The organism is Lactobacillus sp. XV31L (assembly GCF_059900865.1).
This window is the reverse complement of record NZ_JBWXGC010000012.1, coordinates 18705-41166: the sequence shown is the minus strand read 5'-3', so window position 1 is coordinate 41166 and position 22462 is coordinate 18705. Positions and strand designations below refer to the sequence as shown.

At 39.9% G+C, this 22462-nt stretch carries 30 protein-coding genes, 1 tRNA gene and 1 pseudogene; 28 read left to right on the top strand and 4 right to left on the bottom strand.

Annotation, left to right across the window (positions count from 1 at the left end):
- Positions 1-129: 129 nt before the first annotated feature.
- From AC2JF7_RS08070 to AC2JF7_RS08055, 4 genes are all read right to left on the bottom strand, one after another.
- Positions 130-1278: a tyrosine-type recombinase/integrase gene (locus AC2JF7_RS08070; protein ID WP_500728178.1), complete on the bottom strand. Its 1149-nt coding sequence runs from the start codon at positions 1276-1278 to the stop codon at positions 130-132.
- A gap of 115 nt (positions 1279-1393) precedes the next feature.
- Positions 1394-3049 (bottom strand): SHOCT domain-containing protein, encoded by a 1656-nt coding sequence (locus AC2JF7_RS08065; protein WP_500728177.1) that lies wholly within the window; start codon positions 3047-3049, stop codon positions 1394-1396.
- 91 nt (positions 3050-3140) lie between these two features.
- Positions 3141-3557 carry a M48 family metalloprotease gene (locus AC2JF7_RS08060; RefSeq protein ID WP_500728176.1) on the bottom strand — a complete coding sequence of 139 codons (417 nt, stop codon included), beginning with the start codon at positions 3555-3557 and terminating at the stop codon, positions 3141-3143.
- A gap of 2 nt (positions 3558-3559) precedes the next feature.
- Positions 3560-3940, bottom strand: coding sequence for a helix-turn-helix domain-containing protein (locus AC2JF7_RS08055; RefSeq protein WP_500728175.1), 381 nt, complete (start codon positions 3938-3940; stop codon positions 3560-3562).
- A 170-nt stretch (positions 3941-4110) separates the two neighbouring features.
- Between AC2JF7_RS08055 and AC2JF7_RS08050 the strand changes: the two genes are divergently transcribed.
- From AC2JF7_RS08050 to AC2JF7_RS07915, 28 genes and pseudogenes are all read left to right on the top strand, one after another.
- A complete protein-coding gene (locus tag AC2JF7_RS08050; RefSeq protein WP_500728174.1) occupies positions 4111-4332 on the top strand; it encodes a helix-turn-helix transcriptional regulator in 222 nt (73 codons plus the stop codon).
- 2 nt (positions 4333-4334) lie between these two features.
- Positions 4335-4484 (top strand): hypothetical protein, encoded by a 150-nt coding sequence (locus AC2JF7_RS08045; protein ID WP_500728173.1) that lies wholly within the window; start codon positions 4335-4337, stop codon positions 4482-4484.
- Positions 4485-4737: 253 nt separating this feature from the next.
- A complete protein-coding gene (locus AC2JF7_RS08040) occupies positions 4738-4953 on the top strand; it encodes a hypothetical protein (protein WP_500728172.1) in 216 nt (71 codons plus the stop codon).
- Positions 4954-5211: 258 nt separating this feature from the next.
- Complete coding sequence (locus tag AC2JF7_RS08035; protein ID WP_500728171.1) at positions 5212-5538, top strand: hypothetical protein; 327 nt, start codon at positions 5212-5214, stop codon at positions 5536-5538.
- Positions 5538-6419: a DUF1351 domain-containing protein gene (locus AC2JF7_RS08030; protein WP_500728170.1), complete on the top strand. Its 882-nt coding sequence runs from the start codon at positions 5538-5540 to the stop codon at positions 6417-6419. Before AC2JF7_RS08035 ends, AC2JF7_RS08030 begins: the two co-directional genes overlap by 1 nt.
- A gap of 3 nt (positions 6420-6422) precedes the next feature.
- Positions 6423-7271 carry an ERF family protein gene (locus tag AC2JF7_RS08025; RefSeq protein ID WP_500728169.1) on the top strand — a complete coding sequence of 283 codons (849 nt, stop codon included), beginning with the start codon at positions 6423-6425 and terminating at the stop codon, positions 7269-7271.
- A 14-nt stretch (positions 7272-7285) separates the two neighbouring features.
- Positions 7286-8251 carry a conserved phage C-terminal domain-containing protein gene (locus AC2JF7_RS08020; RefSeq protein ID WP_500728168.1) on the top strand — a complete coding sequence of 322 codons (966 nt, stop codon included), beginning with the start codon at positions 7286-7288 and terminating at the stop codon, positions 8249-8251.
- 2 nt (positions 8252-8253) lie between these two features.
- Positions 8254-9039 carry a phage antirepressor gene (locus AC2JF7_RS08015; RefSeq protein WP_500728167.1) on the top strand — a complete coding sequence of 262 codons (786 nt, stop codon included), beginning with the start codon at positions 8254-8256 and terminating at the stop codon, positions 9037-9039.
- Complete coding sequence (locus tag AC2JF7_RS08010; RefSeq protein ID WP_500728166.1) at positions 9029-9334, top strand: nucleotide modification associated domain-containing protein; 306 nt, start codon at positions 9029-9031, stop codon at positions 9332-9334. Before AC2JF7_RS08015 ends, AC2JF7_RS08010 begins: the two co-directional genes overlap by 11 nt.
- Positions 9334-10089, top strand: coding sequence for a DNA-methyltransferase (locus AC2JF7_RS08005; RefSeq protein ID WP_500728165.1), 756 nt, complete (start codon positions 9334-9336; stop codon positions 10087-10089). Before AC2JF7_RS08010 ends, AC2JF7_RS08005 begins: the two co-directional genes overlap by 1 nt.
- A gap of 19 nt (positions 10090-10108) precedes the next feature.
- Positions 10109-10267, top strand: coding sequence for a hypothetical protein (locus tag AC2JF7_RS08000; protein ID WP_500728164.1), 159 nt, complete (start codon positions 10109-10111; stop codon positions 10265-10267).
- 14 nt (positions 10268-10281) lie between these two features.
- Positions 10282-10884 (top strand): hypothetical protein, encoded by a 603-nt coding sequence (locus tag AC2JF7_RS07995; protein WP_500728163.1) that lies wholly within the window; start codon positions 10282-10284, stop codon positions 10882-10884.
- A 1-nt stretch (position 10885) separates the two neighbouring features.
- Positions 10886-11083: a hypothetical protein gene (locus AC2JF7_RS07990; protein WP_500728162.1), complete on the top strand. Its 198-nt coding sequence runs from the start codon at positions 10886-10888 to the stop codon at positions 11081-11083.
- Positions 11071-11274: pseudogene (gene ssb, locus AC2JF7_RS07985) on the top strand (single-stranded DNA-binding protein); the annotation flags it as partial. The gene AC2JF7_RS07990 and the pseudogene ssb, both read left to right, overlap by 13 nt.
- 353 nt (positions 11275-11627) lie before the next feature.
- Entirely contained in the window at positions 11628-12110 is a 483-nt protein-coding gene (locus AC2JF7_RS07980) for an ArpU family phage packaging/lysis transcriptional regulator (RefSeq protein ID WP_500728161.1), read from the top strand.
- Positions 12111-12507: 397 nt separating this feature from the next.
- Positions 12508-12578 (top strand) — tRNA-Trp (locus AC2JF7_RS07975).
- 629 nt (positions 12579-13207) lie between these two features.
- Positions 13208-14422: a DNA modification methylase gene (locus AC2JF7_RS07970; RefSeq protein WP_500728160.1), complete on the top strand. Its 1215-nt coding sequence runs from the start codon at positions 13208-13210 to the stop codon at positions 14420-14422.
- A 34-nt stretch (positions 14423-14456) separates the two neighbouring features.
- Positions 14457-15014 (top strand): hypothetical protein, encoded by a 558-nt coding sequence (locus AC2JF7_RS07965; RefSeq protein ID WP_500728159.1) that lies wholly within the window; start codon positions 14457-14459, stop codon positions 15012-15014.
- Entirely contained in the window at positions 14980-16281 is a 1302-nt protein-coding gene (locus tag AC2JF7_RS07960) for a PBSX family phage terminase large subunit (protein ID WP_500728179.1), read from the top strand. Before AC2JF7_RS07965 ends, AC2JF7_RS07960 begins: the two co-directional genes overlap by 35 nt.
- 4 nt (positions 16282-16285) lie before the next feature.
- A complete protein-coding gene (locus AC2JF7_RS07955; protein ID WP_500728158.1) occupies positions 16286-17977 on the top strand; it encodes a phage portal protein in 1692 nt (563 codons plus the stop codon).
- Complete coding sequence (locus AC2JF7_RS07950) at positions 17919-18800, top strand: hypothetical protein (protein WP_500728157.1); 882 nt, start codon at positions 17919-17921, stop codon at positions 18798-18800. The genes AC2JF7_RS07955 and AC2JF7_RS07950 overlap by 59 nt, the downstream gene beginning before the upstream one ends.
- Positions 18801-18868: 68 nt before the next feature.
- Complete coding sequence (locus AC2JF7_RS07945; protein WP_500728156.1) at positions 18869-19468, top strand: capsid assembly scaffolding protein Gp46 family protein; 600 nt, start codon at positions 18869-18871, stop codon at positions 19466-19468.
- Positions 19469-19472: 4 nt separating this feature from the next.
- The gene (locus AC2JF7_RS07940; RefSeq protein WP_500728155.1) at positions 19473-20498 is read left to right on the top strand and encodes a phage capsid protein; all 1026 of its coding nucleotides are present in this window, start codon (positions 19473-19475) and stop codon (positions 20496-20498) included.
- Positions 20499-20506: 8 nt separating this feature from the next.
- A complete protein-coding gene (locus tag AC2JF7_RS07935; protein WP_500728154.1) occupies positions 20507-20866 on the top strand; it encodes a hypothetical protein in 360 nt (119 codons plus the stop codon).
- The gene (locus AC2JF7_RS07930) at positions 20856-21356 is read left to right on the top strand and encodes a phage virion morphogenesis protein (RefSeq protein ID WP_500728153.1); all 501 of its coding nucleotides are present in this window, start codon (positions 20856-20858) and stop codon (positions 21354-21356) included. The genes AC2JF7_RS07935 and AC2JF7_RS07930 overlap by 11 nt, the downstream gene beginning before the upstream one ends.
- A 4-nt stretch (positions 21357-21360) precedes the next feature.
- A complete protein-coding gene (locus AC2JF7_RS07925; RefSeq protein ID WP_500728152.1) occupies positions 21361-21633 on the top strand; it encodes a PDZ domain-containing protein in 273 nt (90 codons plus the stop codon).
- Positions 21634-21661: 28 nt separating this feature from the next.
- Positions 21662-22009: a hypothetical protein gene (locus tag AC2JF7_RS07920; protein ID WP_500728151.1), complete on the top strand. Its 348-nt coding sequence runs from the start codon at positions 21662-21664 to the stop codon at positions 22007-22009.
- Entirely contained in the window at positions 21963-22451 is a 489-nt protein-coding gene (locus AC2JF7_RS07915; RefSeq protein ID WP_500728150.1) for a phage neck terminator protein, read from the top strand. Before AC2JF7_RS07920 ends, AC2JF7_RS07915 begins: the two co-directional genes overlap by 47 nt.
- Positions 22452-22462: the final 11 nt, after the last annotated feature.

The following is a 22462-nucleotide window of genomic DNA, read 5'->3' as shown; positions in this document are numbered from 1 at the left end:
TGATTTATTTTGACAATAGTGCAAGTATTGCCTGTAAAGCTTGATGTAAAGGCAAACTTTGATTTGGATAAATCTGAAAAGGGACACAAAAAGGACAAACTAAAACCAGTTCATAATTTGAGTTTGTTTTTAAAATTGCATATTTTTAATTTTTTCATCGTATTCTTGATGAGTCTTTTCAGTAATGTGGAGATAAATTTGACGAGTGATACCCTCACTTTCATGACCTACACGCTCAGAAATAACGCTTAGGGGGAAACCCATTTCAGCAAGTTTAGAAACGTGAGAGTGGCGGAAAATATGCGACGTAATCCGTTTGTTGATGTTGATGTGTGGGCGCATCCTTTTAAGATAAGTTTCTGCAACTCTACTGCCAATTACTTTATTAGAGTTCTTATTGGTAAAAATAAAATCACCTGGCTTTTTGTTTTTTGAGTTTCTTTGGTAAATATCAACTGCCTGAGAGGATAGGGCAATTGTTCTGTGGCTTCTAGCGGTCTTGGTTGTGTTTTGCTTAACTTCACCTTGGCCAACTTTGGAAATCATTGTTCCAGTAATATCTGCGTAACAGGTTGTTCCTTTGAAGTGAATGTTTTTAACCTGCATGGCACATGCTTCACCAATTCTCATTCCCGTGAGATAAAGCCAGAAAAACAAATCAGCATAGTCGGTTCGCTTTTTGTCTAGGCAATAGTTTATAATAATCTTAACTTCTTCATCTGTTAGATACCAGTTTTCTACACGATACCGCTTCTTAGCTTTTTCATCCTTATAATTGATTCTAACGTCTTGCATAATATTTTCTTTGGTATAACCAAATTGTTTAGCATAATCAAATATTTTTGAAAAAATGTTAAAGAAGATATGTGCTGTACTATTTGACAAATTTTCTTTATATAGCAAGTCGTTAAGGAAGCGATTAATTTGGACAGCTGTTGCATTGGCAACTACTAACTGGCCAAATTCCTTGGTGATAATATTAAGTGTTGATTCATAGCTTCTAACTGTTTTGTAAGCTAATCCTTGTTTTTCCCAATGATCTCGTAGTTTGACAGCTATTTCATCAAAGGTAATGGGCTCGTATGAATACTCAGACAATTGTTCTTGGATTTTCTGCTTAACGATTTTTTCGGCATTACTACGAGCAAAGGTAGTATTCTTTGCAATTGTTACTGACTTTTTCTTAATTCCTTTGAAAGAGGGGTCACGGTAGCGAATTGAATAGTGGAATTTGCCATTATCAAGTGGAGTCACTTGTGGCGAGTAGTACCTAACCATAATGCTTGCTCCCTAAAATTATGAAAAATAGGCAATGTAATAGCGACCGCTATTATACCTAGATAAGAGCCTCCAGGATTTCCATATTTCCTCCGGAGGCTTTTTGTTGTCCAAATTACATACTCAACAATTGTTTCTTTTTAATTTCAAATTCTTCTTGCGTGATAATTCCATCATCAGCAAGACTTTTGTACTTCCTGATTTCTGCTGGGATATCGGTGGAACTCTCTTGTTGAGAGGAGACCGTGACTGTTTCTTCAGGTGCAGTAACGCTCTGATTAACTGTAGTGGGTTGTGCTTTCCAGGCATCTATGATTGATATAAGGTTTTGTAGTTCAGAATAGGAGCTCCTCACGATAGAGCTATCAGCCTTGGTTTTAGTTCGCAGAAACTTGACTTCAAAGTTGCTACCGTCTATTAGGGTAATGATTAAACCGATGTGATCAATGAATTCTTTATCCTTACCACCGGTGACACCTGCAAGAACTGCACCAGCTTGACCTGCCACGAGAGCACCAGCTGTAGCTCTGGCGAAGGTATGGTGCTTATGCTCGTTATGACCTTTTTCGTTAACTTGATAGGAGACAATGTCATCTGCTTCAACAAACTTAGGATCAGTTAGTAGGGTTTTACCAATTAGCATTCTCCGCTGTTCAACAGAAATATAGTAGTGCGAATACTTGATTGAGTGTTTCTTGAACTCATCCATTTCAGCTTGAAACTTGTCCATGTCTGAAGATATATCGTTAAAATTCTTTCCTTGATCAATATATTCTTTCAAATCATTGATAGTATGCTTGTCAGCCCAGCTAACAGCTTTATTTAATGGCTCAGAATATAAACCATTTTTAGAGAATTTATACTTACTAATACAATTTATGCAAATAAATGATGAATTTTGAAACTGTAAAGAGATATCGCCCCGGTAAATGTTTTTATTGCAGAGCGCACATTTTGCTTTGGGTCCTTTGCGATGTTCTTTAGGTGCAACTTCAGCCTTAATAAGATCCAATTTTTTCGGGTTATTGATTAAACTTTGAACCTCAGCAACGGTTTTAGTTGCTAAAAAAGAATTCATTTTCTTACTATCGGCATTACCAAAAAAATTACCTTTTAGTAAGCAATCATCACACAATTGGCCATCTTTCAAAGTATGTGAAGTAGACCAAAATCCTATTTTGTTTTTACATATGCTACAAATATTTTTAGAATCTGAGGATTGTTCTTTTGATGTTTCTAATTTTGTAGAACTTTTTTCGGTAGATTTTGCTTGCGCCTTTTGTTGTTCAACTGATAAGATTTCTTTTTTAACTTCTTCTAGATGCTTTGGATTATCAATTAACTCCTGCACTTCAGCAACTGTTTTAGTTTTTAAAAATTGCTTCATTTTGATACGATTACGATCAATTTCATCGAATATTTTCTTACCCGCAGGACAATTTTCACAGAGCAAACCATCTTTTAGAGTATGTTTAAAATCTAAAGCCCCTATTTGACGGTGACAAAAACTGCATTCTCCTCTATTAACCATGGGATGTTTTTCAGGAGCAAGCTCCAATTTAATTTTTTCTAATTTTTCAGGATTAGCAATTAATTCTTGCACTTCGGCAAAGGTTTGGGTTTCAATAAACTCACTCATTTTTCTTTGACTGGTACCACGATAGAAATTACCTTTTGAAAAGCAGTCATCGCAAAGTACAGCGTCTTTTAAAGTATGTTCAATAGACCAAAATCCTAATTTCTTTTTACATAGCGTACATTGCTTTGCCATAAATGATACTCCTTGTTAAATATTTGATACTTTAAATTTTACTATATATTTGCATGTTAACTATTTATAGCGCTTTTATAAAAGCAAAAAATTAAGCTTCTAGCAGCAGATTTTTGTTCTTAGCAAAAACGGTTACTGCATACTCAAGCATTCTCACTGGAATGCCATATTGTTCAATGAATGTTCCAGGCTCTGTTATCACACTACCATACCCTAAAGAGTAATCAAAGATTAGATTAAATGAAAGTCTATCGGCCTTTAACTCACAAGGATAGACAGCATAACGACTTTGACAATTGCAAATTATGTCACCATTTAAAACGTGACCTATTTCATGGCCGATTATGAAGGGTATCTCTTCTTGTCTATACCAATTTGGGTTGACAATTATTAAGTTGTAATTAACTATTGCATAAGCCGGCTTATGATCACTCAACGGTTGCCATGTGCAAGTAATTCCATGGTTGCTAGCATATTTAAAAAGATACTTGGTTAAGTCTTCTTCCATTACTAATCGCCGCCATTCAAATGCCGCTCTAATATTGCCTTGATAATTTCCATGTCCTCTTTAGAGATTGGTTTTCCGCCATAAGCAATGACTTTGGGTTCTTCTTTTAAATCGATTAATTCAGTTTTATTTGTTTTTTCGTTGGAATTATCCGTATGTTCATCAATTAGATCGGACGATTTTATACCAAAATATTTTGCCATTTTGTCAATTTTATCAATTCTAGGATAGTTAACACCGGAGCACCAAGATGAAAAAGTTGTATATGCTATTCCCAAGTCATTAGCAATAGTAGCGCGTTCTTTGCCACTTCGACTGACATAATATTTTAAATTTTTTGCCAATATTTGTTTGTTTCTATTTGGTACTTTGCTATTTGGCATTTTGTCTCTCCTTAATAGAACATTCTACTATGTCACTGATATTATATATTTTTACTGTAATATTTTAAAGCTTTTTTGAAATTAATACCAGAATTTCTGTAAAAAAGCTTGCAATCTAGTAAAACTGGAATATAATATAAAATATAAAGTTGAAAAAGGGAGATGAGCATATGAAATTGACACTTAAAGCTATTCGAGCCACAAAAAGAATGTCACAGGCTGAAGCGGCTAAAGCTGTTGGTATTAGCGAGTTTACATGGCTTAATTACGAGAAAGGAAGAACATATCCTTCTGTTCCAATAATTAAGAAAATAGAGAAAGTGTTTAATGTGAAATTTGACGATATTATTTTTTTATCGTCCAATACAGTAAAACTGGAAAAGAGAGTATGAACATGATAAAAAAAGAGAAAGTAATTCAAATTGCTAATGCACTTGATGGCTTGTCAGCGTCAGACTGGAATGCAGTTAAGTTGGCGATGGAAAAGTTATTTCATCCAATAAAAAAGGTGCTGACATGCCATTTACCAATGCCTGCAAGATAGCTGATGCGTTAGGAGTCAACCTAGACGATTTAAGAGGATGGAGGGACGAAAATGATTGAATTCATTAATTGCTTAGTAGACATAGCAATACTGATTTTATTGATTAAAGCGGATCGAGAAGACTAAAGGAGCGTATTTTGAAGGAAGTGCTTAACGAAGTTTTTACTATTTTAAATTTTGTTTTTAACGTTGTGATTTTTGTCATGTTGATAAAAATCAGACACAAATAATCGTATTAAAGGAGGTGAGACAGATGGAAACAATTCTAACCAAAGAAGAAGTGATGAAAAAATACGATTATAAAAACACCACTTTTTATCAACGTAGAAATGAATGCTTGCTGTCAGAGTTTAGCGATGCCGTAATTCTGGATGGATTGCGCCATACACTAATCAAGGCTGACCGGTGGCAAGAATTTATTGAAAGCCGAAGCGAAAAGAAAAAACGAGAATTAATGGGCATGGAATGAAGTGGAGGATGTAATGGAATGGAAAGGATACTAAGAAAATGGCAATACATTTTAGACAATTACACGGACATAAAACTGAGAAAGAGAAGCTCGCTGATCGTCTCATTACTGCTAGCAATAGCATTTATGGCTTACGGGATTTACATAATGTCACTACCCGTATTTCTGCCAGGGACAATTTAAAAGCAACAAAAAAGCCCGACTGCAATCGGACTAATAACGAATATACCAAAAGATATTTCTAAGGAGAATTATACCATGTTGTACGTTTATAGCAAAGAACAGGTAAAAGCGATAACAGATAGATTGCAATATGAAAAGCAGCAAGATTTGGCTGCATCGGGAATAGGGACGGCGATTGTAAACAAGCAAATCGTTACTGTCGGGGATTCTGAATGCACCTATCTGGACTGGAAGCACTTTGTAGTCGACCAAACATGCAGAATGGGAATTAATCAGTATTGCGCCAAAACAGACTGGTTTGTACCTGATTTAAAAGAGGCTATAGCAGAAGCTGGCCAAGATGACGATATTTGGTGGTCTGATGCGCATGACTACTTCGAAGGGATGAGAGGTGACTACTGATGGCTGAAGATTTAATTACTTTAAATGGCAAAAAATACGGAGTTGCATATTCACCTGCAAAAATCGACTTTCCGGAATACGAAAAATTAAAGGCCCAGGTAGGTTCATTGAGAGATCAATTTACTCAATATGACGTCACACCTAAAAATCTTAAATCTGCTAAAGAAACAAGGGCTCAACTTAATCATCTAAAAGAAGCAGTTAACAAGAAAAAAATTGGCATTGTTAGAGCAGCCAATAAGCCGATTAATGATTTTCAAAGTCAAATCAAGGAGCTCCTGAGCGATGTAAGTGTGGCCACGAGTCATATTGATCGGCAAATTAAGGCTTATGAAGACCATGCTAAGCAAGAGCGTGAAGAGCAAAATGACAAGCGCATTACTGAATGGTGCCAGGAAGCAGGAGTTAGTCCTGATGATATTGAACGTCAGCCACAGTGGAGCAACAAGACATATGCGTTTGCGACATTTGAAAAAGATGTAAAGCAACAGATTAACTTTTTGCTGGAGCAAAAACGGCAGTTTGTTGAGAACGTCAAAATTGTCACTGTTAAAGCCCAAGAATTGCATCTGCCAGAAAAGCACTGGCTGGAGCAGCTTAATAGAGACGATTTGAGCAAAGTTTTGACTGAAATGGATAATTACGCGCAAGACGTTAAAAAGGCAGCTGAGCGCGACCACAGTGAGCACAGGAAGCAGTTAAACGTCACCAACAAGAATGGTAAGGCAATTAACCCTGAAACGGGAGAAGTCAAGGGCAAATACTATACAGCTATTTTAGTGACTAAGAAAAGAAAAATTAGAATAGGTGGCTCAAAGTACCAATTTGATCAGTTGTTCAAATATCTGGTAGATATGGGTTTTAAATGCGAGAAGGTGTAAATCATGCAATTCATCGGTAAAGAAGAAGATCGTGCCTCATGGGCCAAACATTATATTCAAGTAAAAAGCAAGATTAAACAGCCAAGAAGAGAAAAAACGGTTGATATTGCAACGAGGAAAGGGAATACATATAGCTACAAGTATGCTGATTTGGCAGCGGTAGACAGAGCAATTGTCGATGCCTGCAATAAGGTAACAGACAAAGAGGGCAACGTTCAATTCGGCTATTACTTTGATATTGAAAATAGCCCAGACGGGATAAGCGTTCAAACCGTAATGGTTGATGTTACTGGTAGTGCCATGATTGCTGACAAGGTCTGGTTTAAAAACTCCAGAAGTGATGATGCTCAGCAAACAGCTGGACTTATCAGCTACGCCAAGCGATACAGCTTAAGTGCAGCCTTCGGTATTGCTAGTGAAGACGATACCGACGCAAAGGGCCTTAAAGCTGAACCACAAAAGAAACAAGTTAGGATTTTAGATCAGCATGAGTTAGATACCTATGAAGTGAATGTATATGGTCGTATGTGTTTACTAAAGGATGTCTGGAACGATTACCTGGAAAATCATGATCTAGATACTAAAGAATGGCTTTTAAACCAGGAAGACCCGCAAACAAAGTCCGCAATTAAGCAGTTTATTGATAATTACAACGTAAATAAGCAAATAGAAAAAATCAAGGATAACAGTTCAAAACAAGAACCTGCGAAACATGAGGCAGAGCATAAACCACAAGCTAAAAAGCCAGAAACTGATGATGAAATCAAGGAACTAGTTGACGGTAATCATGATGACATCACTGATGAAGGCAAAGTTCCTAATGAACAAGATCTATTTACAAATATTCTGTAGAAAGGAGCTAACTGATGGGTAACTTGTTAATCTCAGAGCCGCCTATGCTGTTTGAGCCTAGCTTGGCGAAAGAACTGGGTAGTGCTGATAAGGCACTTGTCTTACAACAGCTACACTACTGGCTACAGAAATCTACCAATGTCCAAGATGGCCACAAGTGGGTTTACAACTCAGTAAAGGCTTGGCATGAGCAATTTTCTTGGATAAAAGAGAGGACGCTACAAAACTATTTTTCAGACCTTGAAAAAGATGGCTATATCATATCGGGAAACTACAATCGGGCAAAATTTGATAAGACAAAGTGGTACCGCATCAATTATGACCGATTGGAAAAAATTGCCAATCGATATACCGAAAAACTGCACATCGATGCACCGAAAAACGGATATTCGAATAGCAGAAAAACGGATAATCGATGTACCGAAAAACTGCACATCGATATACCGAAAAACAACCAACCTATACCAGAGATTACACATAAGATTACACAAGAGATTACACAGAAGAATATAGACAGTCCTGCTGAAGCAGGACAACCTAAAACCCAGAGCAAGAAAAAAGACAATTCGGCAATTATTAAAGCAGTCGTTGAATATCTTAATCAAAAAACGGGTAAGAGCTTCAGACCGACGACTAGAAAAACGAGAAGTCTTATTAACGCCAGGCTAGATGATGAGTACACCCTAGCCGACTTTAAGAAAGTCATTGACATCAAGTGCGCTGAATGGCTAGGGACCGAATTCGAGCGCTACCTGCAGCCTGGGACTCTCTTCCGGGAGGATAAGTTTGAAAGCTACCTTACGCAAAAGCCACTTAGACCGGGTCAATATCAGCGAGCGCCGAGCTCTAAAAAGCGAGTTGAGAAAGGCACTGACTGGAGCAAGTATAAAGCCAAAAATCAGACTAACTTTAGCGACCAAGATTTACATAAAGCTTTTAAAAAGTTAGAAGAGCAAACCGGACTTAGTCAGGAGGGATGAAAATGAGCGATTTACAGCTATTTAATTTTGAAGCTCAGCAAGTAAGGACCATGACCATTGATGGTCAACCTTACTTTGTGGGCAAAGACGTAGCAGAGATACTTGGCTATTCCAACTACAGAGATGCGCTAAATCGCCATGTTGACAGCGATGAAAAGGGGGTCGTGAAACTCGACACCCTTGGAGGAAAGCAGGACCAGACAGTGATCAATGAGTCTGGACTATACAGCTTAATCCTTAGCAGCAAACTGCCAAAGGCAAAGAGGTTTAAACGGTGGGTGACTAGCGAGGTATTGCCGACAATTAACAAGCACGGCGCATACCTGACCAAAAAAAAAATCGAAGAGGTATTGACTGACCCCGATATGATTATCAAGCTGGCCACGGACCTAAAGAACGAGAAAGAAGCTAGATTAATTGCTGAACAGCAGGTCAACGAACTAAAACCTAAGGCTACTTACTACGACCGTATCCTAGCCAATCCAGCATTAGTGACTATCACGGTGATTGCTAAAGATTATGGCATGAGTGGTTCAGCAATGAATACCAAACTACATGAGCTGGGTGTGCAGTTCAGACAAGGCAGCATTTGGCTTCTCTACTCAAAGTATCAGCACCTTGGCTGGACACAATCAGAGACCCGTATGATTCAGCGACCTGACGGCACAGAAAAGGCCGTCGTAAGGACAAAGTGGACACAAAAAGGACGCTTAGGGCTATACGAGCTACTTAAACGCCACGGTGTATTGCCGTTAATCGAAAAGGATATGGTGGTTTATGATGGCTAGTCAAAAAACAATGAACGAAGAAATAATAACTAAGACTTGCGACGAGCTTAAGCATACCTTAATAGCTAAAAATCATGATTACGGAGACTCTTTCGGCGAAACCTTTGATGAATTGGGCGCTATATCGGGGCTGACTAGATTTATCGATAAAGTTAACCGAATTAAGCAATTAACGCTTAACGGTAAGCAAGAAGTTAACTCAGAAAGTCTGTTAGACACCTGGCTAGATGCTGCCGGATATGCAATTCTGAATTATATTGAATTGAGTAAAAATGATGACAGTAGAGATAAATAATGTTACCTAAAATTAAATTATTTAATGACAATTTTCAAAACTACAAAAGATATGGGATACCTAAGGCGCAATTGGTAATCGCCGATATACCTTACAATTTGGCGAATAATGCGTATGCCAGTAATCCTGTTTGGTACAAGGGCGGAGACAATAAAAATGGCGAAAGTGACAAAGCAAATGCAACGTTCTTTAACACAGACGTAGATTTCAGAATTGCAGAGTACATGCACTTTTGCTCGCACATGTTAATTAATGAACCTAAAGATACTAACAAAGCACCGGCAATGATTGTTTTTTGTGCCTTTCAACAACTAGGCATGGTCATTGATTATGGCAAGCGATATGGGTTCAACCATTACATACCATTGGTATTTATTAAAAAAACATCCGCACAAGTCTTAAAAGCTAACATGAGAATTGTTGGTGCGACTGAGTACGCCTTAGTCCTGTATCGAGATAAGCTACCCAAATTTAACAATGGTGGACGTATGGTAAAAAACTGGTTTAGTTGGAATATTGATGGAAGCTATCCTAAAATTGCGCCTACTCAAAAGCCCATACCTGTACTAAGAGAATTGATAGAAATTTTTACCGATCCAGGAGATGTAGTAATTGATCCTGTAGCTGGTAGCGGTTCAACATTGAGAGCAGCCATTGAGCTAAATCGAAATGCTTATGGATTTGAAGTAGATAAGAAGATGTATCAAAAAGCAGAAAATAAAATGTTGAAACACGCAGAAGTTCCACTTTTTTAAAGCAAGGAGAATTTAACTTATGGCACGAGCAGTATGGCGTAAAGACACTGAAGGTAAAGAGTGGTACGTGGGGCATGTTCCACCTGGATACCGATTAAAAGATGGTGAATTTTACAAGAAGTTGCCGGGCGAAGACGTTATTGATAAATGGACCAGAGTTATAAACGGTGAGAGTTAAGGCAGGTGGTAAAAATGGAAATTGTTAATCAAACAAATACAAAGCAAGAAGTTCAAGTAGGCGACATTATTGAAGGAAATATAATAAAACCCGATTATTATTATGTTGCATATGATGACGATAACTATTTTTTAATTGATTTATCTGAAGATGTAGGATATGCATTTGGACATTCCGAAAGCATTAACAGTCTTAAAACATATGTCAGTAAAACTTTTAACAGTTATATAGTTCACTCAGGCGATGAAGTGAAGGACCGTGGCCAAATTAGGAAAATCAAGATACAGCCTGACATTATAGCTGATTTTAGATGCATCCCTTTTGAAAGTGACACGTTCGACTTAGTAGTGTTTGATCCACCACATCTAGTCAAAGCAGGTGATAGCAGCTGGCTCAAAGTGAAGTATGGCTGCCTGCCGGAGGATGACTGGCAGAGTTATATCAGAAAGGGCTTTGACGAGTGCATGCGGGTCCTGAAGCCTACAGGTACTTTGATTTTTAAATGGTCCAACAACCAAATAAAATTTAACGAGGTTTTTAAAGTAATTGGCCAGAAGCCGTTACTAGGTGATCGCCGAGGAAGCACAAGGTGGTCGATGTTTATTAAGGGGAAATAGTATGGTTGACGAAAGTAAAGAATTTATTGAGTGTACTTGGTGTGAAAAAAAGCTAACAGATGACGATACGGTTATATATGTAACTGATAATCAAACAGAAGCAATGTATTGTAGTAGAGAGTGCTTAAAAGATTGCTTGTATGAGGGTTTATACATAAATGAAACAGAAGCCAAAGAGATACTTAAGGAATATCAGTAGCAACTTTTACGTTGGCAGTTAACCGCCAGTTTACTAACGCAAACGGCGAAAGAGAAGCGGACTTTGTCAGTTGTGTCATTTGGCGCAAGGCGGCCGAAAACTTTTGCAACTTTACGTCCAAAGGATCATTAGTTGGCATAGATGGCCGCATTCAGACAAGGACGTACGATGACAACGACGGCAAGCGAGTATCCAAGATTAATGATGACGACTTAATAGTCGATTTATTGAACGAAGGATACTATGTGATTGAAATAGTTAATCAGCTAGGCGTACCTGCTAAAAGGGTAAGGTATCTTGCAGGAAAATATCGCATTAAGTCCAAACCACGGTTCTACTACCTAGTGAGTAACGAAGATACGGGGCATCACATCTATGCTAAGAATTATCATGAATACAGAATAATTGTTGAAAGATACAGATATGTAGATGGCTATACTTTTGGATCATTACATAATGCTATTCCCTGGAGGCAGCTTAAAATGGGTGATCAGTACGTATATCACGGACATACTTATACCAAAGAATAAGTTGGAGATAGATAATGATTGGAGCAAGAGAGTTGAGTCTTTTTAAAAAAGCGAAGTTGAATAAAATCAAAACAGCACAAAAGGTTAATGACTTCTTTACTGAAGACTTCAATCACTATCTTAACCTGGCCAACAAGCACATGTCGGATATTTCGAGCCCGAAATTAGACGCTACAGGTGTTACTGCTGATGATGGTATAAATCATCAAGATGAGAGCTTAGTAATTAACATAGATGCACAGACTTGTGTTGCCGCTGTTGATCACACGATTAGTAGTTGCGAATACAAGCATGGTATTATCCTGTATCTTTATTTCATCAAACATTTGACTGACGAAGCAATATTTAAGCGATTAGGGTATCAGTCATCGCGCTATTACGAAATAAAAACCGATGCATTAGTTGAGTTTGCCGAACGAATGGATTACTGGCGTAAGCATGAACGCTCGTCGATTGAGGACTTGAGGGTATTTGAAGATACAGAAGTAGTTGAATGAATTTTTGAAATCGGAGTTTTACCGGAGACTGACCGGAGTTTGAGCGGAGAATCACCGGAGAAAGAGCGGAGACCGACCGGAGTGTTTCCGTTGTATTATGGTATTGTCGAAAGATTAGGATAATTCCTAGTAGCTATTAATCGTCCGCAACGACGCTAAACTATTCCTCCTTTCATACAATTTAGAACAATTTATATGATAGAGGCTGCGGTAATGGTATCTTAGCAGGTTCGATTCCTGCTGCCGCAATAGACATGCGATGACCTATGACGTTGGTTTTAAGAGTTCCGACGTAATTTCATAGCGAGCGTGTCAGGACGTGCTTAGTTTGCTAAATTGCATTTTCATAAAAACACATCAATTCGGTTATATTTAGCAAGTTAGTGCACGTTCTTATACACCATTGATGTAACGGCAGCACAATTGGCTCCAAACCAATTGATCTGGGTTCGACTCCTAGGTGGTGTGTAGCTCTATAAAGTAGGGCAGTATAACGTTTCAATGCCTGTAATTTACGCACAGGTCGTTAAAACACCTCATAGTCTAGCTATGGGGCGTTTTTCGTTTACAAGCATATTTTGACTAGACAGAACGCAGTATCTGTATTTAATAGTATTAAGTTAGTAGGCTTGGTATGTTTCGTAATTTTTTAAGAAAGCTGAGGAAATATCATGAAACTATCTATAGAGATCTCACCGGAGGAATTGCATCGGGTAATCCAATTGAGTGAAGGAAGTTTAGATAAAAAAAGGTTAATGGAAGATATAGATAGAGAGATAAGTCAAAAAATGGCAAAACTTTTTGAGTCAACACACAATGAATCAATATACTAATTATTAAAAATATTTAGCACTCATGTGAGTGCTTTTTTTATGCAATTTGGAGGATAAAACATGCTTAACTACCTCTGGCAGTCACTTAGCGGCAGTATTTGGCCATTTACAACATTCATTATGAATGTGTGCGCAATTATGTTGCTGTTTGAATTCGTCCTTAAGCTTATTATGAAAATTTGGGAAAGAAAGTACGGCAGGGGAAAGTATTAGAGATTTAATTTTATTAGAGCACTTCTTATGAAGTGCTTTTTTATACAAAAAATGAAAAAAGAGAGTGGATCCCAGTTGTTGGAAGTTAAAAATGCAGCAATAGACAAAATTAAGCCTTATGAGAACAATCCCCGTGACAATGACGGAGCAGTTGAGGCAGTTGCTAATTCTATTAAGGAGTTCGGGTGGCAGCAGCCTATTGTTGTGGACAAAGATGGTGTAATCATTGCTGGACACACGCGCTATAAGGCCGCTAAAAAATTAAAGCAGGACAATATACCTGTAGTCTACGCAGAAGGGCTATCAGAGGAGCAGGTAAAAGCTTACCGGTTAGCTGACAACAAATCAGGAGAGTTGGCCACATGGAATGAGGAACTGCTAACCAAAGAGCTCAACTCTATTCTTGATATTGACATGAGTGGATTTGGTTTTGATGACCTAGACGATTTATTGGATGATGAAGAAGTAAAAGACGATGGCTTTGATGAGGAGCTTCCAGAAGAGCCCAAGAGCAAGATGGGCCAAATCTATCAGCTGGGGCGGCATAGGCTGATGTGCGGCGATAGCACCAAAGCTGAAGACGTTGAAAAGATGATGAATGGCACTAAGGCTGACCTACTAGTCACTGATCCTCCGTACAATGTTAGTTATTCTGAAAAGCATATCAATAAAAAAGATTCTGCAGTAAGGAAGTACAGTGAGATTGCTAACGATAATCTAAGTGACGATGACTTTGCTGAATTTTTAATCAAGGCATTCACTAGTGCTGCTAACAGTATGAAGTCTGGAGCGTCATTCTATATATGGTTTGCTTCGTCAAAAAGCGTTGACTTCTATACATCAGCTGAAAAAGCCGGATTGGGTATACACCAAGAACTAATTTGGGTTAAGAACAACATTGTTATTAGCCGAACTGACTATCAGTGGATGCATGAGCCTTGCCTGTATGGCTGGGTAAGCAATGGCAGTCATAGCTGGTATTCTGACCGCAAGCAAACGTCAATATTACACTTTGATAAGCCATTACGAAGCGACCTGCATCCCACCATGAAACCAATACCTTTATTTGATTACTTGATTAAAAATAGCTCTAAAAGTGGTGACAATGTGTTAGATCTGTTTGGTGGCAGCGGCACAACTATTATGGCTTGTGAGCAAGATGGTCGTAATGCCTACGTAATGGAATGTGATCCCGAATATGTTGACATAATTATTGACCGCTGGGAAAAATTTACCGGTGAAAAAGCTGAATTGATATCTGATTAGAGCTGCATGCTTAAAAGAAAGGGGATGATAATGTTTGACCAAATCAAAATGGCGAGAAGTAAAAGCCATGCTTGCCGATTTAACAGAATGGATTGCTAATGGTGAACAGATTAAAGATATTTGTGACCCAAAAAACCATATGCTCCCGATTAAAACCACTACATTTTATGAGTACGTTAAAAAATACCCGGACTTTGCGGACTCCATAAAAAAGGGCCGTGAAAGAGCAAAAGACACGGTTGAAGCAACGCTAAGGTCTAAACTTATCCCCCACGAAAGAACAGAAACCATTATTGAAGAATGGGTAGACAATGGCAATCATAAGAAGCATGTTAAAAAACGTAAGTACATTGTTGAACCTGATACTACGGTAGCAATCTTCATGGCTAAAAGCCTAATGCCTGATGTTTATTATGACCGTAAAGGTTCTCCTAAGAGTGAGAAACTGCTGGATAGGAAGCTAAGGAGTGAGATTGAGCGTAACAAGAGTCAAACAAAACTCCAAGATAGGACTGAGACACGTCCAATTGTTATAAGTGATATTAAGAAAGAAGATGATGAGAATGTCGACACCAATGATACCAACAGTTAATGAAATCATTGGTAAGGGCTACTCTCAATTCTGGAATGATAAACACTTCTACCGAGTAGTTAAAGGTGGTCGTGGTAGCAAGAAATCAAAGACTACTGCGCTTAATTTAGTTAGTCGTTTGATGCAATATCCCTGGGCTAATATCTTAGTTATTCGTAGGTATTCAAATACTAACCGCCAGTCAACCTACACTGACATAAGTTGGGCAATCAGTCGCCTTCATGCTGACAGCTTGTTCACGCTAAACATGTCAATGCCTGAAATTACGTATAAACCTACCGGACAGAAGATTTTGTTCAGAGGGTTAGATGACCCGTTGAAGATTACTTCGATTTCTGTGCCTCACGGTGTGCTGTCTTGGTTGTGGCTAGAAGAAGCTTATGAGGTTGAGACTAGAGAGAAGTTTGACACTGTGGTTGAAAGTATCAGAGGTACGAATGACAGCCCTGATTTCTTTAAACAAATAACTGTCACGTTTAATCCCTGGTCAGGTCGTCATTGGCTTAAGTCAATGTTCTTTGACCGTAAGACCAGGGTTAATGACCTTTTTACTCAAACGACAACATTCAGGACCAATGAGTGGCTAGATGAGCAGGACAGGTCACGTTATGAAGATTTATATAGGACTAACCCTAGGCGGGCTAGAATCGTCTGTGAGGGTGACTGGGGGATTGCTGAGGGGCTAATCTACAACAACGTCGTGGTGGAAGACTTTGATGTTGCCGAAGTGCAACGCAAGTATCACAATGTGGCGCACGGGATGGACTTCGGTTTAACCAATGATCCAACCGCACTAATCAACGCCGTGATTGATACTGAAGGCAAGAACATTTATATCTACGATGAAATGTACCAGTATGGGATGACCAACGAGCAGCTACTTAAGTGGCTACGTGAGCATCACTACCAAAATGCTAAGATCATTGCTGATGCTGCTGAAGGGCGACTAATCCAGTGGCTTAGAGCCAAAGGAATTAGAAAGATTGAGCGGTGTGTGAAGGGAAAAGATTCGATTATGATGGGAATAACGTTCTTACAAGACTACAAGATACACGTGAAGCCAGATTGCAAGAACACAATCTCAGAGTTGAACACCTACTCATACCAACGTGACCGTGATGGTAACTGGTTGAATAAGCCAGTAGATGCTGACAACCACGCCATGGACGCCTTGAGATACGCCTTCGAGTGTTACATCATGCCAAAGCGCGTGGCCAGGAGCACAGTGACCGAACAAGTAAGATTTTTAAACGATATGGGGGTGTAAATGAATGGCAGCAACAAATGATAAACTGGCTCACGATAGCAGTCTGCCTAGTCCGTATCCGGAACTAAACTCACGGGCACTATTGAACGGTGACAGACCGCATTTTGACTTTGAAAGTAATCAGATTTACCGGATGCCGGCTGAAGAATGGACCAAGACGCTGTTTAGTTTGGATGACTTGACCGAACTTGTGCACAACTACGTCCATGACTTTTACACAAAGCAGGTGCCTAGGATTGTCACCTTGCAGCGATACTACAACGGTGACAACGATATCCACTACTGGAATAGCACCAAAACTAAAAAGACGGCAGACAACCGGATATCCAGCGGCTTCGCCAAGTATATTACTAGCCTTCGGGTTGGCTATCAGTTTGGCAATCCGCTAGACTTTCAGTTCAATGATCCAGACGTGACCGAAACGGACCAGGAGAACATTCAGGGTTTAGTTGACAAGTTCAATGACGATAATGATGAGAGCTCGCACGAAAAGAACATGGCGATTAATTTGATGAACACAGGTAGAGCCTATGAGCTGATGTACGTGCATGAGGGGACTAATGACCCTGCCTTTGCGATTCTTGACCCAGCCAATACCTTCGTGGTCTATGACACGACCATTAATCAGCATTCATTATTTGCCGTTAACTTTAACTATGTGTCTTACAATCATCACAAAATGTACTACGTTGACGTTTATACGGACATGGAGGTTATACATTTTAAGGCTGAAGATAGCCTAGACCACAGTCTGGAGCTGATTGGCAACTTCGACACGCATTATTTCCGCAAGGTGCCAATCACGGAGTTCAGACTCAACGCTGACCGCGTAGGTGCGTGGGAGTCCAAGCTTGATGCGATTGATGCTTACGACAAGAGCATGTCAGAAATGGCTAACAGCCAGGAGAACTTCAACAATGCTAATTTGCTGATTTCCGGCGACATCAAGACCTCAACCAAGGTGCCTATTTTGGATGAGAATGGCGAGGCGATGTATGACGAGCGAGGCAACCAACGCTTTACTTATAAGGCCATTGACCCGAATGATAGGATCATTTACTTAAAGCCAGCAATCAGAGAGAACGAAGAGACTGGCTCAACGACTGTCATCCCTTCCGATGCTAAATACCTGACCAAGGAGCTAAATGCTGACGGATGGCTGACTTATATGAAGCGTTTGGAGCATGATATCCACAAGGACACTAACACGCCAGATATGACCGATGAGGCCTTCTCAGGCAATACCACAGGCGAAGCACTATCTTATAAGTTGTGGGGTACTGATCAAGAGATTGCGATGCAAAAGTCGTTATACGAAAAAGGTATCAAGCGAAGACTAGCACTGCTGGGCAATTATTGGCAGCTGACCAATAAGGTCACTAACCCCGACCTGGTCACTAAATTTCAGATTAGCTTCACCAACAACCTGCCGAAGAACGATGCCAAAATCATTGATGAGATGGTCAAATTGAAGCAGACCGGTGTTGTCAGTGATGAGACAATCCAAGACAACATTGAGCCTGTAACCGGGGTTGATGCTGAGATTGAAGCGCAGCGTGTGGCCCAGGAAACTGTGGATGCACAGCAGAAAGCCTTTGATATATCCAAGATTGGGATGTCAGACGAGGAGTTGAGTAATGACGACACAGATGCAACAAGCCCAAGCGAAGATAAGGGAGCTGCTGATTCGGGATAAAAAGGATAGCAACGGGACTGAGAATGACTATAGGCAAGCATTAGCAATAATTGCCAATCACCTCAATGCCTTTATTACTGAGTATGGGGATAAGACGGGATTAAGCCCTGCTCAAGTTACCCAGAAAGTTAATAACTGGGACTTGAACCAGTGGAAACAAGCAGTCAAGCAAGTTAGCATGGTTGAACTATCGCCTGACGCTAAAGCTCGTTACCGCTATTATTCTCAGACGGCAGGAATTAATCGTAACTACCTAATTTCAGCAATTATTGGTGTGGCTTTTCTGGCCATTACCGACAGACAAGAAACACGTATCAATAATCGTATTGACTGGGATGTTGGCGACGTTAAAAAAGTCTACAAGGTACCACAAAAACAAATTAAGAAAGTAGTCACTGAGAATGTCCGTACATGGTCAAGCGACTTGTGGCTTAAGAGTGATGCTATGACAGCTCAGGTACAAGCAGTTATCAACAAGAAACTATCTAGCACGTTAACTCACGCTGATGTGACTAAGATATTTGATTACACGAATGTCAACAGTGAGGGCGTTCGAGCGGTTAGAACCATGGCTTCTAGTACAGATAGGCTACTACGGACAGAAACGGCTCGTGTAGTACATAAAGCAAAGATGGCTGCGTTTAAGAAGCAGCATATACAGCTGGTTGACATGATTGTCGAACCCGGTGTGTGTGAAGAATGTGAGGAGATCCAAGAAGGGTCTCCTTTTGTTTTGGAAGATGCACCCGATATTCCGATTCATCCAAACTGCAGGTGTTCATTAATACCGCACGGAGATAGTGATGTGGAATTGTCTTTTTGATTTTCAGACGTTAAAGAAAGGATCACGCAAACTTATTGGCCAAAGAGTAACAGAAAGGAATATTTGTTATGGCGGATGAATTAGATTCAAAGCAATCAGAAAACTCAAATAATGAGGCTAAAGAGAATAAGCAGCAAGAAAATGAAGATGTAAAGCAAAAAAATACTCAGGCTGCAAAGAATGCTGTTGAAGAGTACATCAAAACCAAGCAACCTGAAGCAATTAAGCAAGCTGTTAAGGAAGCTTTGGAAGAAAAACAGAATGAACAGAATATGACAGACCAGCAGCTGGCAGATAAGAAGCTTGCAGAGCATGAGGCAGAACTGAAGAAGCGGGAGGCAGAACTAAATGCCAAAGAGCAGCGTAGTCTAGCCACTTCGCTCTTGGCCAAGAATAACCTGTCGACCGACTTTGCAGACTACCTAGTCGGCAAGGATGAAGGAGAAACCAAGGCTAAGGTTGAAGCCTATGTTAACTCGGTAAAGGCAAACGTAAGCAGCACGGTTAGTGAGCTAGCCAAGGGCAAGCAAGATCCACCTGCAGGGGTTGACCACCTTAATCCTAGTGGTGAACAAAAGAAATTTAATGAGATGACGTTTGCCGAAAAAATTGCACTGCATCGCAAGAATCCAGCAAGATATGAAGAACTAAAAAAAGGAGCAAGATAAATAAATGACAGATTTAACAAAATTAAGATATTTAGAAGAGCCACAAGTTTGGAATGACTATTTCTATGAAAAGTCCAGCGAAACCAATAAGTTTATCAAGTCCGGAATAATTACAAATGACGCAATCCTAGGTCCACGTTTATTGGAACCAAGTAGAATGATTGAACTGCCGTACTTAAATGACTTAGATGGCACTCCGGAAGAATGGAATGACGAGAATGACATTACAACGTCATCGTTAACGAGTGGAGTAAGTGAAGCGATTAAGCTGTACGAGGACAAGGCCTATGGTGCTACTGACTTCGGGCAACTGATTTCTGGGGCAAATGTAACGGGCCAAATCCAAGACAGATTTGCCGATTGGTGGCTTCGTCTCGATAATCAACGCTTGATTCAAGTGTTGGGAGCACTATTTGCAAACAAAACAATTGCTGATGCTAAGTCAGTGGACATTGGTTCCGAGAAGGCCTTTAAGGTTGCGACTATGCTGCAAGCACTTTCTCGTATTGGTGATGTTGGAGAAAACATTAAGACAGTTGTTGTTAATTCTGCTGTAGCATACTACTGGCAAGCAGAGGATATAATTCAAAGTGTTCAGCCAAGTAATGGCAAGCCAGTATTAACTTACAATGGTCTTCAAGTTGTAACCGATGACCGTATTCCGCTTCAAGATAACGGTGCGACGATTATCTACATGTTTGGTCCAGGTGCAGTATCCTATGCATCTCAACTGCCAAACGATGGTGTCAAGGTTGTCCGTGATGAATTCAAGAATGGTGGTACGACCTCAATCATCAACAAGAGGGTCACTACTATGCAGCCAGTCGGGACCAGTGTGGATACAAGTATCACTGATGTGGTCAAGTACCGTGCAGACTTACTTGCAGGTAAGCCAGTCTTTAAGCCAACCAATGACCTGCGCAAGATCAACATTGTTGCTTACGGTTGTACGATTCCTAGCGACTATGGCGTTAAAACAGCAGCTCCTTCTAGTCCACAAGCTCCAACTGCACCAAAGTCTTCTAAGTAGTATTAGCTATGAAGGAAGAAGAAAAGAAGGCAATTGCAGACAAGGTCAAACAGCGGACAAGCAATCTTGAGATTGAACTATCTGATAGCTTACTAGGAAGCATAATTGATGATGCGACTGCTGCAGCACGGCTTGACATTTTGCCTGCGCATTTACACGAATTGGCTATTACCTACCTAGCCTGCACTATTGTCTATGCAATTGCAGCAGGTAGTAACGGCAATGTAGCTAGTGCAACCATTCTCGGGGCACAACAAAGTATGTTTGCTCCGACCTTGGCCAATAATCCGTACTGGCAGTTGTATATCAACTTGACCAAGCCTTACTTAGCCGATTCGCAAAAGGGAGCTGTGTGGAGTGCAAACTAGACAATTTAACAACATACCAAAAGCGGTTAGTGAGTATACCAAACTCAATAATTTACTGCTAGTTATCGGTGTACCGACTGATGATGGCTTTTTGCAGATGATTGCCCGAGTGAATGAATATGGGATGACCATATATCCCAAAAATGGTGAATATCTATCAGTACCCAATGGCAAAGGCGGCATCGTTAAGTTGAAGTCGGTCACGATTCCACCAAGAGCAGCATTTCGTTGGACGATTGACCATAAGGAGCACGAATGGCTGAGGTATGCTGGCGAGTTAATAGCTGACATATTGCGTGATAAATGCAATGCGGAAGAACTGCTTGAACGGCTTGGCAAACGTATTGCTGATGACTTTAAGAAAACAATTGAAACATGGAAGAAGCCCAAAAACGCACCGCTAACGGTTGCAAACAAGGGTTTTGACAATCCGTTGATTGATACAGGGAAGCTGCATGACAGCATCACATATGAAGTAATGAAAGGATAAAATAATGAGTTTGATTTCAGTGATTTATAAAAAGGATGACCTGAACAATATTTTGTTCAAAGGAAAAAACGATAAGGAAGTAGAGATTACGGGTCTTGCTGCTGATACAGCAGTACAAGAAGGTGATTACCTAGTAGCAATTCAAGACACTAACACTAAGCAGGTATCTGATAAAGTGCCGGTTCCAGCATTCACGGTATCGTCTGCAGCTCCCATTGCACCCAAGAAGGCCAGTGTAGAAGCTACTACTAACGGGGCAAAGGTAAACCTTGAATAAGTTTGCTAACTTCGGATCTTTCGCTTTCATGTTTAAGAAGTTAAGTAGACCATTAAAAGTCACAACTTGGGAACATGGTAGCAAAAAGACCATTGATGTTAATGAGCCAATCATCGTTACTAGCAATCCCGCTATCACCTTTCAAAATGGTAGCGGCGGCGATGTACCAATTTACCAAGCAATTTGGGTAAGTAGAACAGCGGGTTATCGCAAAGAGACCACGGTCACAGATGTACTTAAGGGCATCACTTACACCGTGACAGGAATTGCAGACAATACGGATGCAGACTTAGTCTACTACCAATTAACCAAAGACAAGGAGGTAGCTAGTGACGAGCAGCCGCACAATAATGGACACCCTGATTCGTGGTATTAAAGCTCAGAAAGAGCAGTTACCTGTCTTAAATCATTTCTTTATTCCTGAAAACCAAGTAGAAAACAGGCCAGAGTTACCGTTTTACACCTACTTTATCTACGACTGGTATAACCAAGAGACTTTTACCGACATTAACCGGGAAATGTACACCATGAAGGTTCAGGTTAAGTCACATGCCGATAATGACATGGATGCAATTGACATGGCTAATACGGTGCGCAAGGTTCTAGGTTCCCTGGGTTTGCATTCACAGCTAAGAGGTAAAGGAATAATGGTCCTAACTGTTGACGATATGCCTAACATGGACGAGAAGTGGGCAACTCGCTACGAGTGTGTCAGCGGAGTAGACGTGCAGCTGCAAATAGTCGATGACTGGCAGGATAAATCACAAGGGGACAAAGAAATTAAAGATATTGATATCAGTAATATCAAGACAAATTAAAGGAGAAAACA

Coding starts and splice junctions, on each gene's coding strand:
- AC2JF7_RS08015 (WP_500728167.1), top strand. CDS start 8,254: ATGAGCGATTTACAGCTATTTAATTTTGAAGCTCAGCAAGTAAGGACC.
- AC2JF7_RS07980 (WP_500728161.1), top strand. CDS start 11,628: ATGATTGGAGCAAGAGAGTTGAGTCTTTTTAAAAAAGCGAAGTTGAAT.
- AC2JF7_RS07970 (WP_500728160.1), top strand. CDS start 13,208: ATGAAAAAAGAGAGTGGATCCCAGTTGTTGGAAGTTAAAAATGCAGCA.
- AC2JF7_RS08050 (WP_500728174.1), top strand. CDS start 4,111: ATGAAATTGACACTTAAAGCTATTCGAGCCACAAAAAGAATGTCACAG.
- AC2JF7_RS08065 (WP_500728177.1), bottom strand. CDS start 3,049: ATGGCAAAGCAATGTACGCTATGTAAAAAGAAATTAGGATTTTGGTCT.
- AC2JF7_RS08045 (WP_500728173.1), top strand. CDS start 4,335: ATGATAAAAAAAGAGAAAGTAATTCAAATTGCTAATGCACTTGATGGC.
- AC2JF7_RS08010 (WP_500728166.1), top strand. CDS start 9,029: ATGATGGCTAGTCAAAAAACAATGAACGAAGAAATAATAACTAAGACT.
- AC2JF7_RS07990 (WP_500728162.1), top strand. CDS start 10,886: ATGGTTGACGAAAGTAAAGAATTTATTGAGTGTACTTGGTGTGAAAAA.
- AC2JF7_RS08020 (WP_500728168.1), top strand. CDS start 7,286: ATGGGTAACTTGTTAATCTCAGAGCCGCCTATGCTGTTTGAGCCTAGC.
- AC2JF7_RS07940 (WP_500728155.1), top strand. CDS start 19,473: ATGACAGATTTAACAAAATTAAGATATTTAGAAGAGCCACAAGTTTGG.
- AC2JF7_RS07995 (WP_500728163.1), top strand. CDS start 10,282: ATGGAAATTGTTAATCAAACAAATACAAAGCAAGAAGTTCAAGTAGGC.
- AC2JF7_RS08005 (WP_500728165.1), top strand. CDS start 9,334: ATGTTACCTAAAATTAAATTATTTAATGACAATTTTCAAAACTACAAA.
- AC2JF7_RS07935 (WP_500728154.1), top strand. CDS start 20,507: ATGAAGGAAGAAGAAAAGAAGGCAATTGCAGACAAGGTCAAACAGCGG.
- AC2JF7_RS07955 (WP_500728158.1), top strand. CDS start 16,286: ATGGCAGCAACAAATGATAAACTGGCTCACGATAGCAGTCTGCCTAGT.
- AC2JF7_RS08025 (WP_500728169.1), top strand. CDS start 6,423: ATGCAATTCATCGGTAAAGAAGAAGATCGTGCCTCATGGGCCAAACAT.
- AC2JF7_RS07950 (WP_500728157.1), top strand. CDS start 17,919: ATGACGACACAGATGCAACAAGCCCAAGCGAAGATAAGGGAGCTGCTG.
- AC2JF7_RS08030 (WP_500728170.1), top strand. CDS start 5,538: ATGGCTGAAGATTTAATTACTTTAAATGGCAAAAAATACGGAGTTGCA.
- AC2JF7_RS07925 (WP_500728152.1), top strand. CDS start 21,361: ATGAGTTTGATTTCAGTGATTTATAAAAAGGATGACCTGAACAATATT.
- AC2JF7_RS08060 (WP_500728176.1), bottom strand. CDS start 3,557: ATGGAAGAAGACTTAACCAAGTATCTTTTTAAATATGCTAGCAACCAT.
- AC2JF7_RS08070 (WP_500728178.1), bottom strand. CDS start 1,278: ATGGTTAGGTACTACTCGCCACAAGTGACTCCACTTGATAATGGCAAA.
- AC2JF7_RS07945 (WP_500728156.1), top strand. CDS start 18,869: ATGGCGGATGAATTAGATTCAAAGCAATCAGAAAACTCAAATAATGAG.
- AC2JF7_RS07960 (WP_500728179.1), top strand. CDS start 14,980: ATGAGAATGTCGACACCAATGATACCAACAGTTAATGAAATCATTGGT.
- AC2JF7_RS08035 (WP_500728171.1), top strand. CDS start 5,212: ATGTTGTACGTTTATAGCAAAGAACAGGTAAAAGCGATAACAGATAGA.
- AC2JF7_RS08040 (WP_500728172.1), top strand. CDS start 4,738: ATGGAAACAATTCTAACCAAAGAAGAAGTGATGAAAAAATACGATTAT.
- AC2JF7_RS08000 (WP_500728164.1), top strand. CDS start 10,109: ATGGCACGAGCAGTATGGCGTAAAGACACTGAAGGTAAAGAGTGGTAC.
- AC2JF7_RS07920 (WP_500728151.1), top strand. CDS start 21,662: ATGTTTAAGAAGTTAAGTAGACCATTAAAAGTCACAACTTGGGAACAT.
- AC2JF7_RS08055 (WP_500728175.1), bottom strand. CDS start 3,940: ATGCCAAATAGCAAAGTACCAAATAGAAACAAACAAATATTGGCAAAA.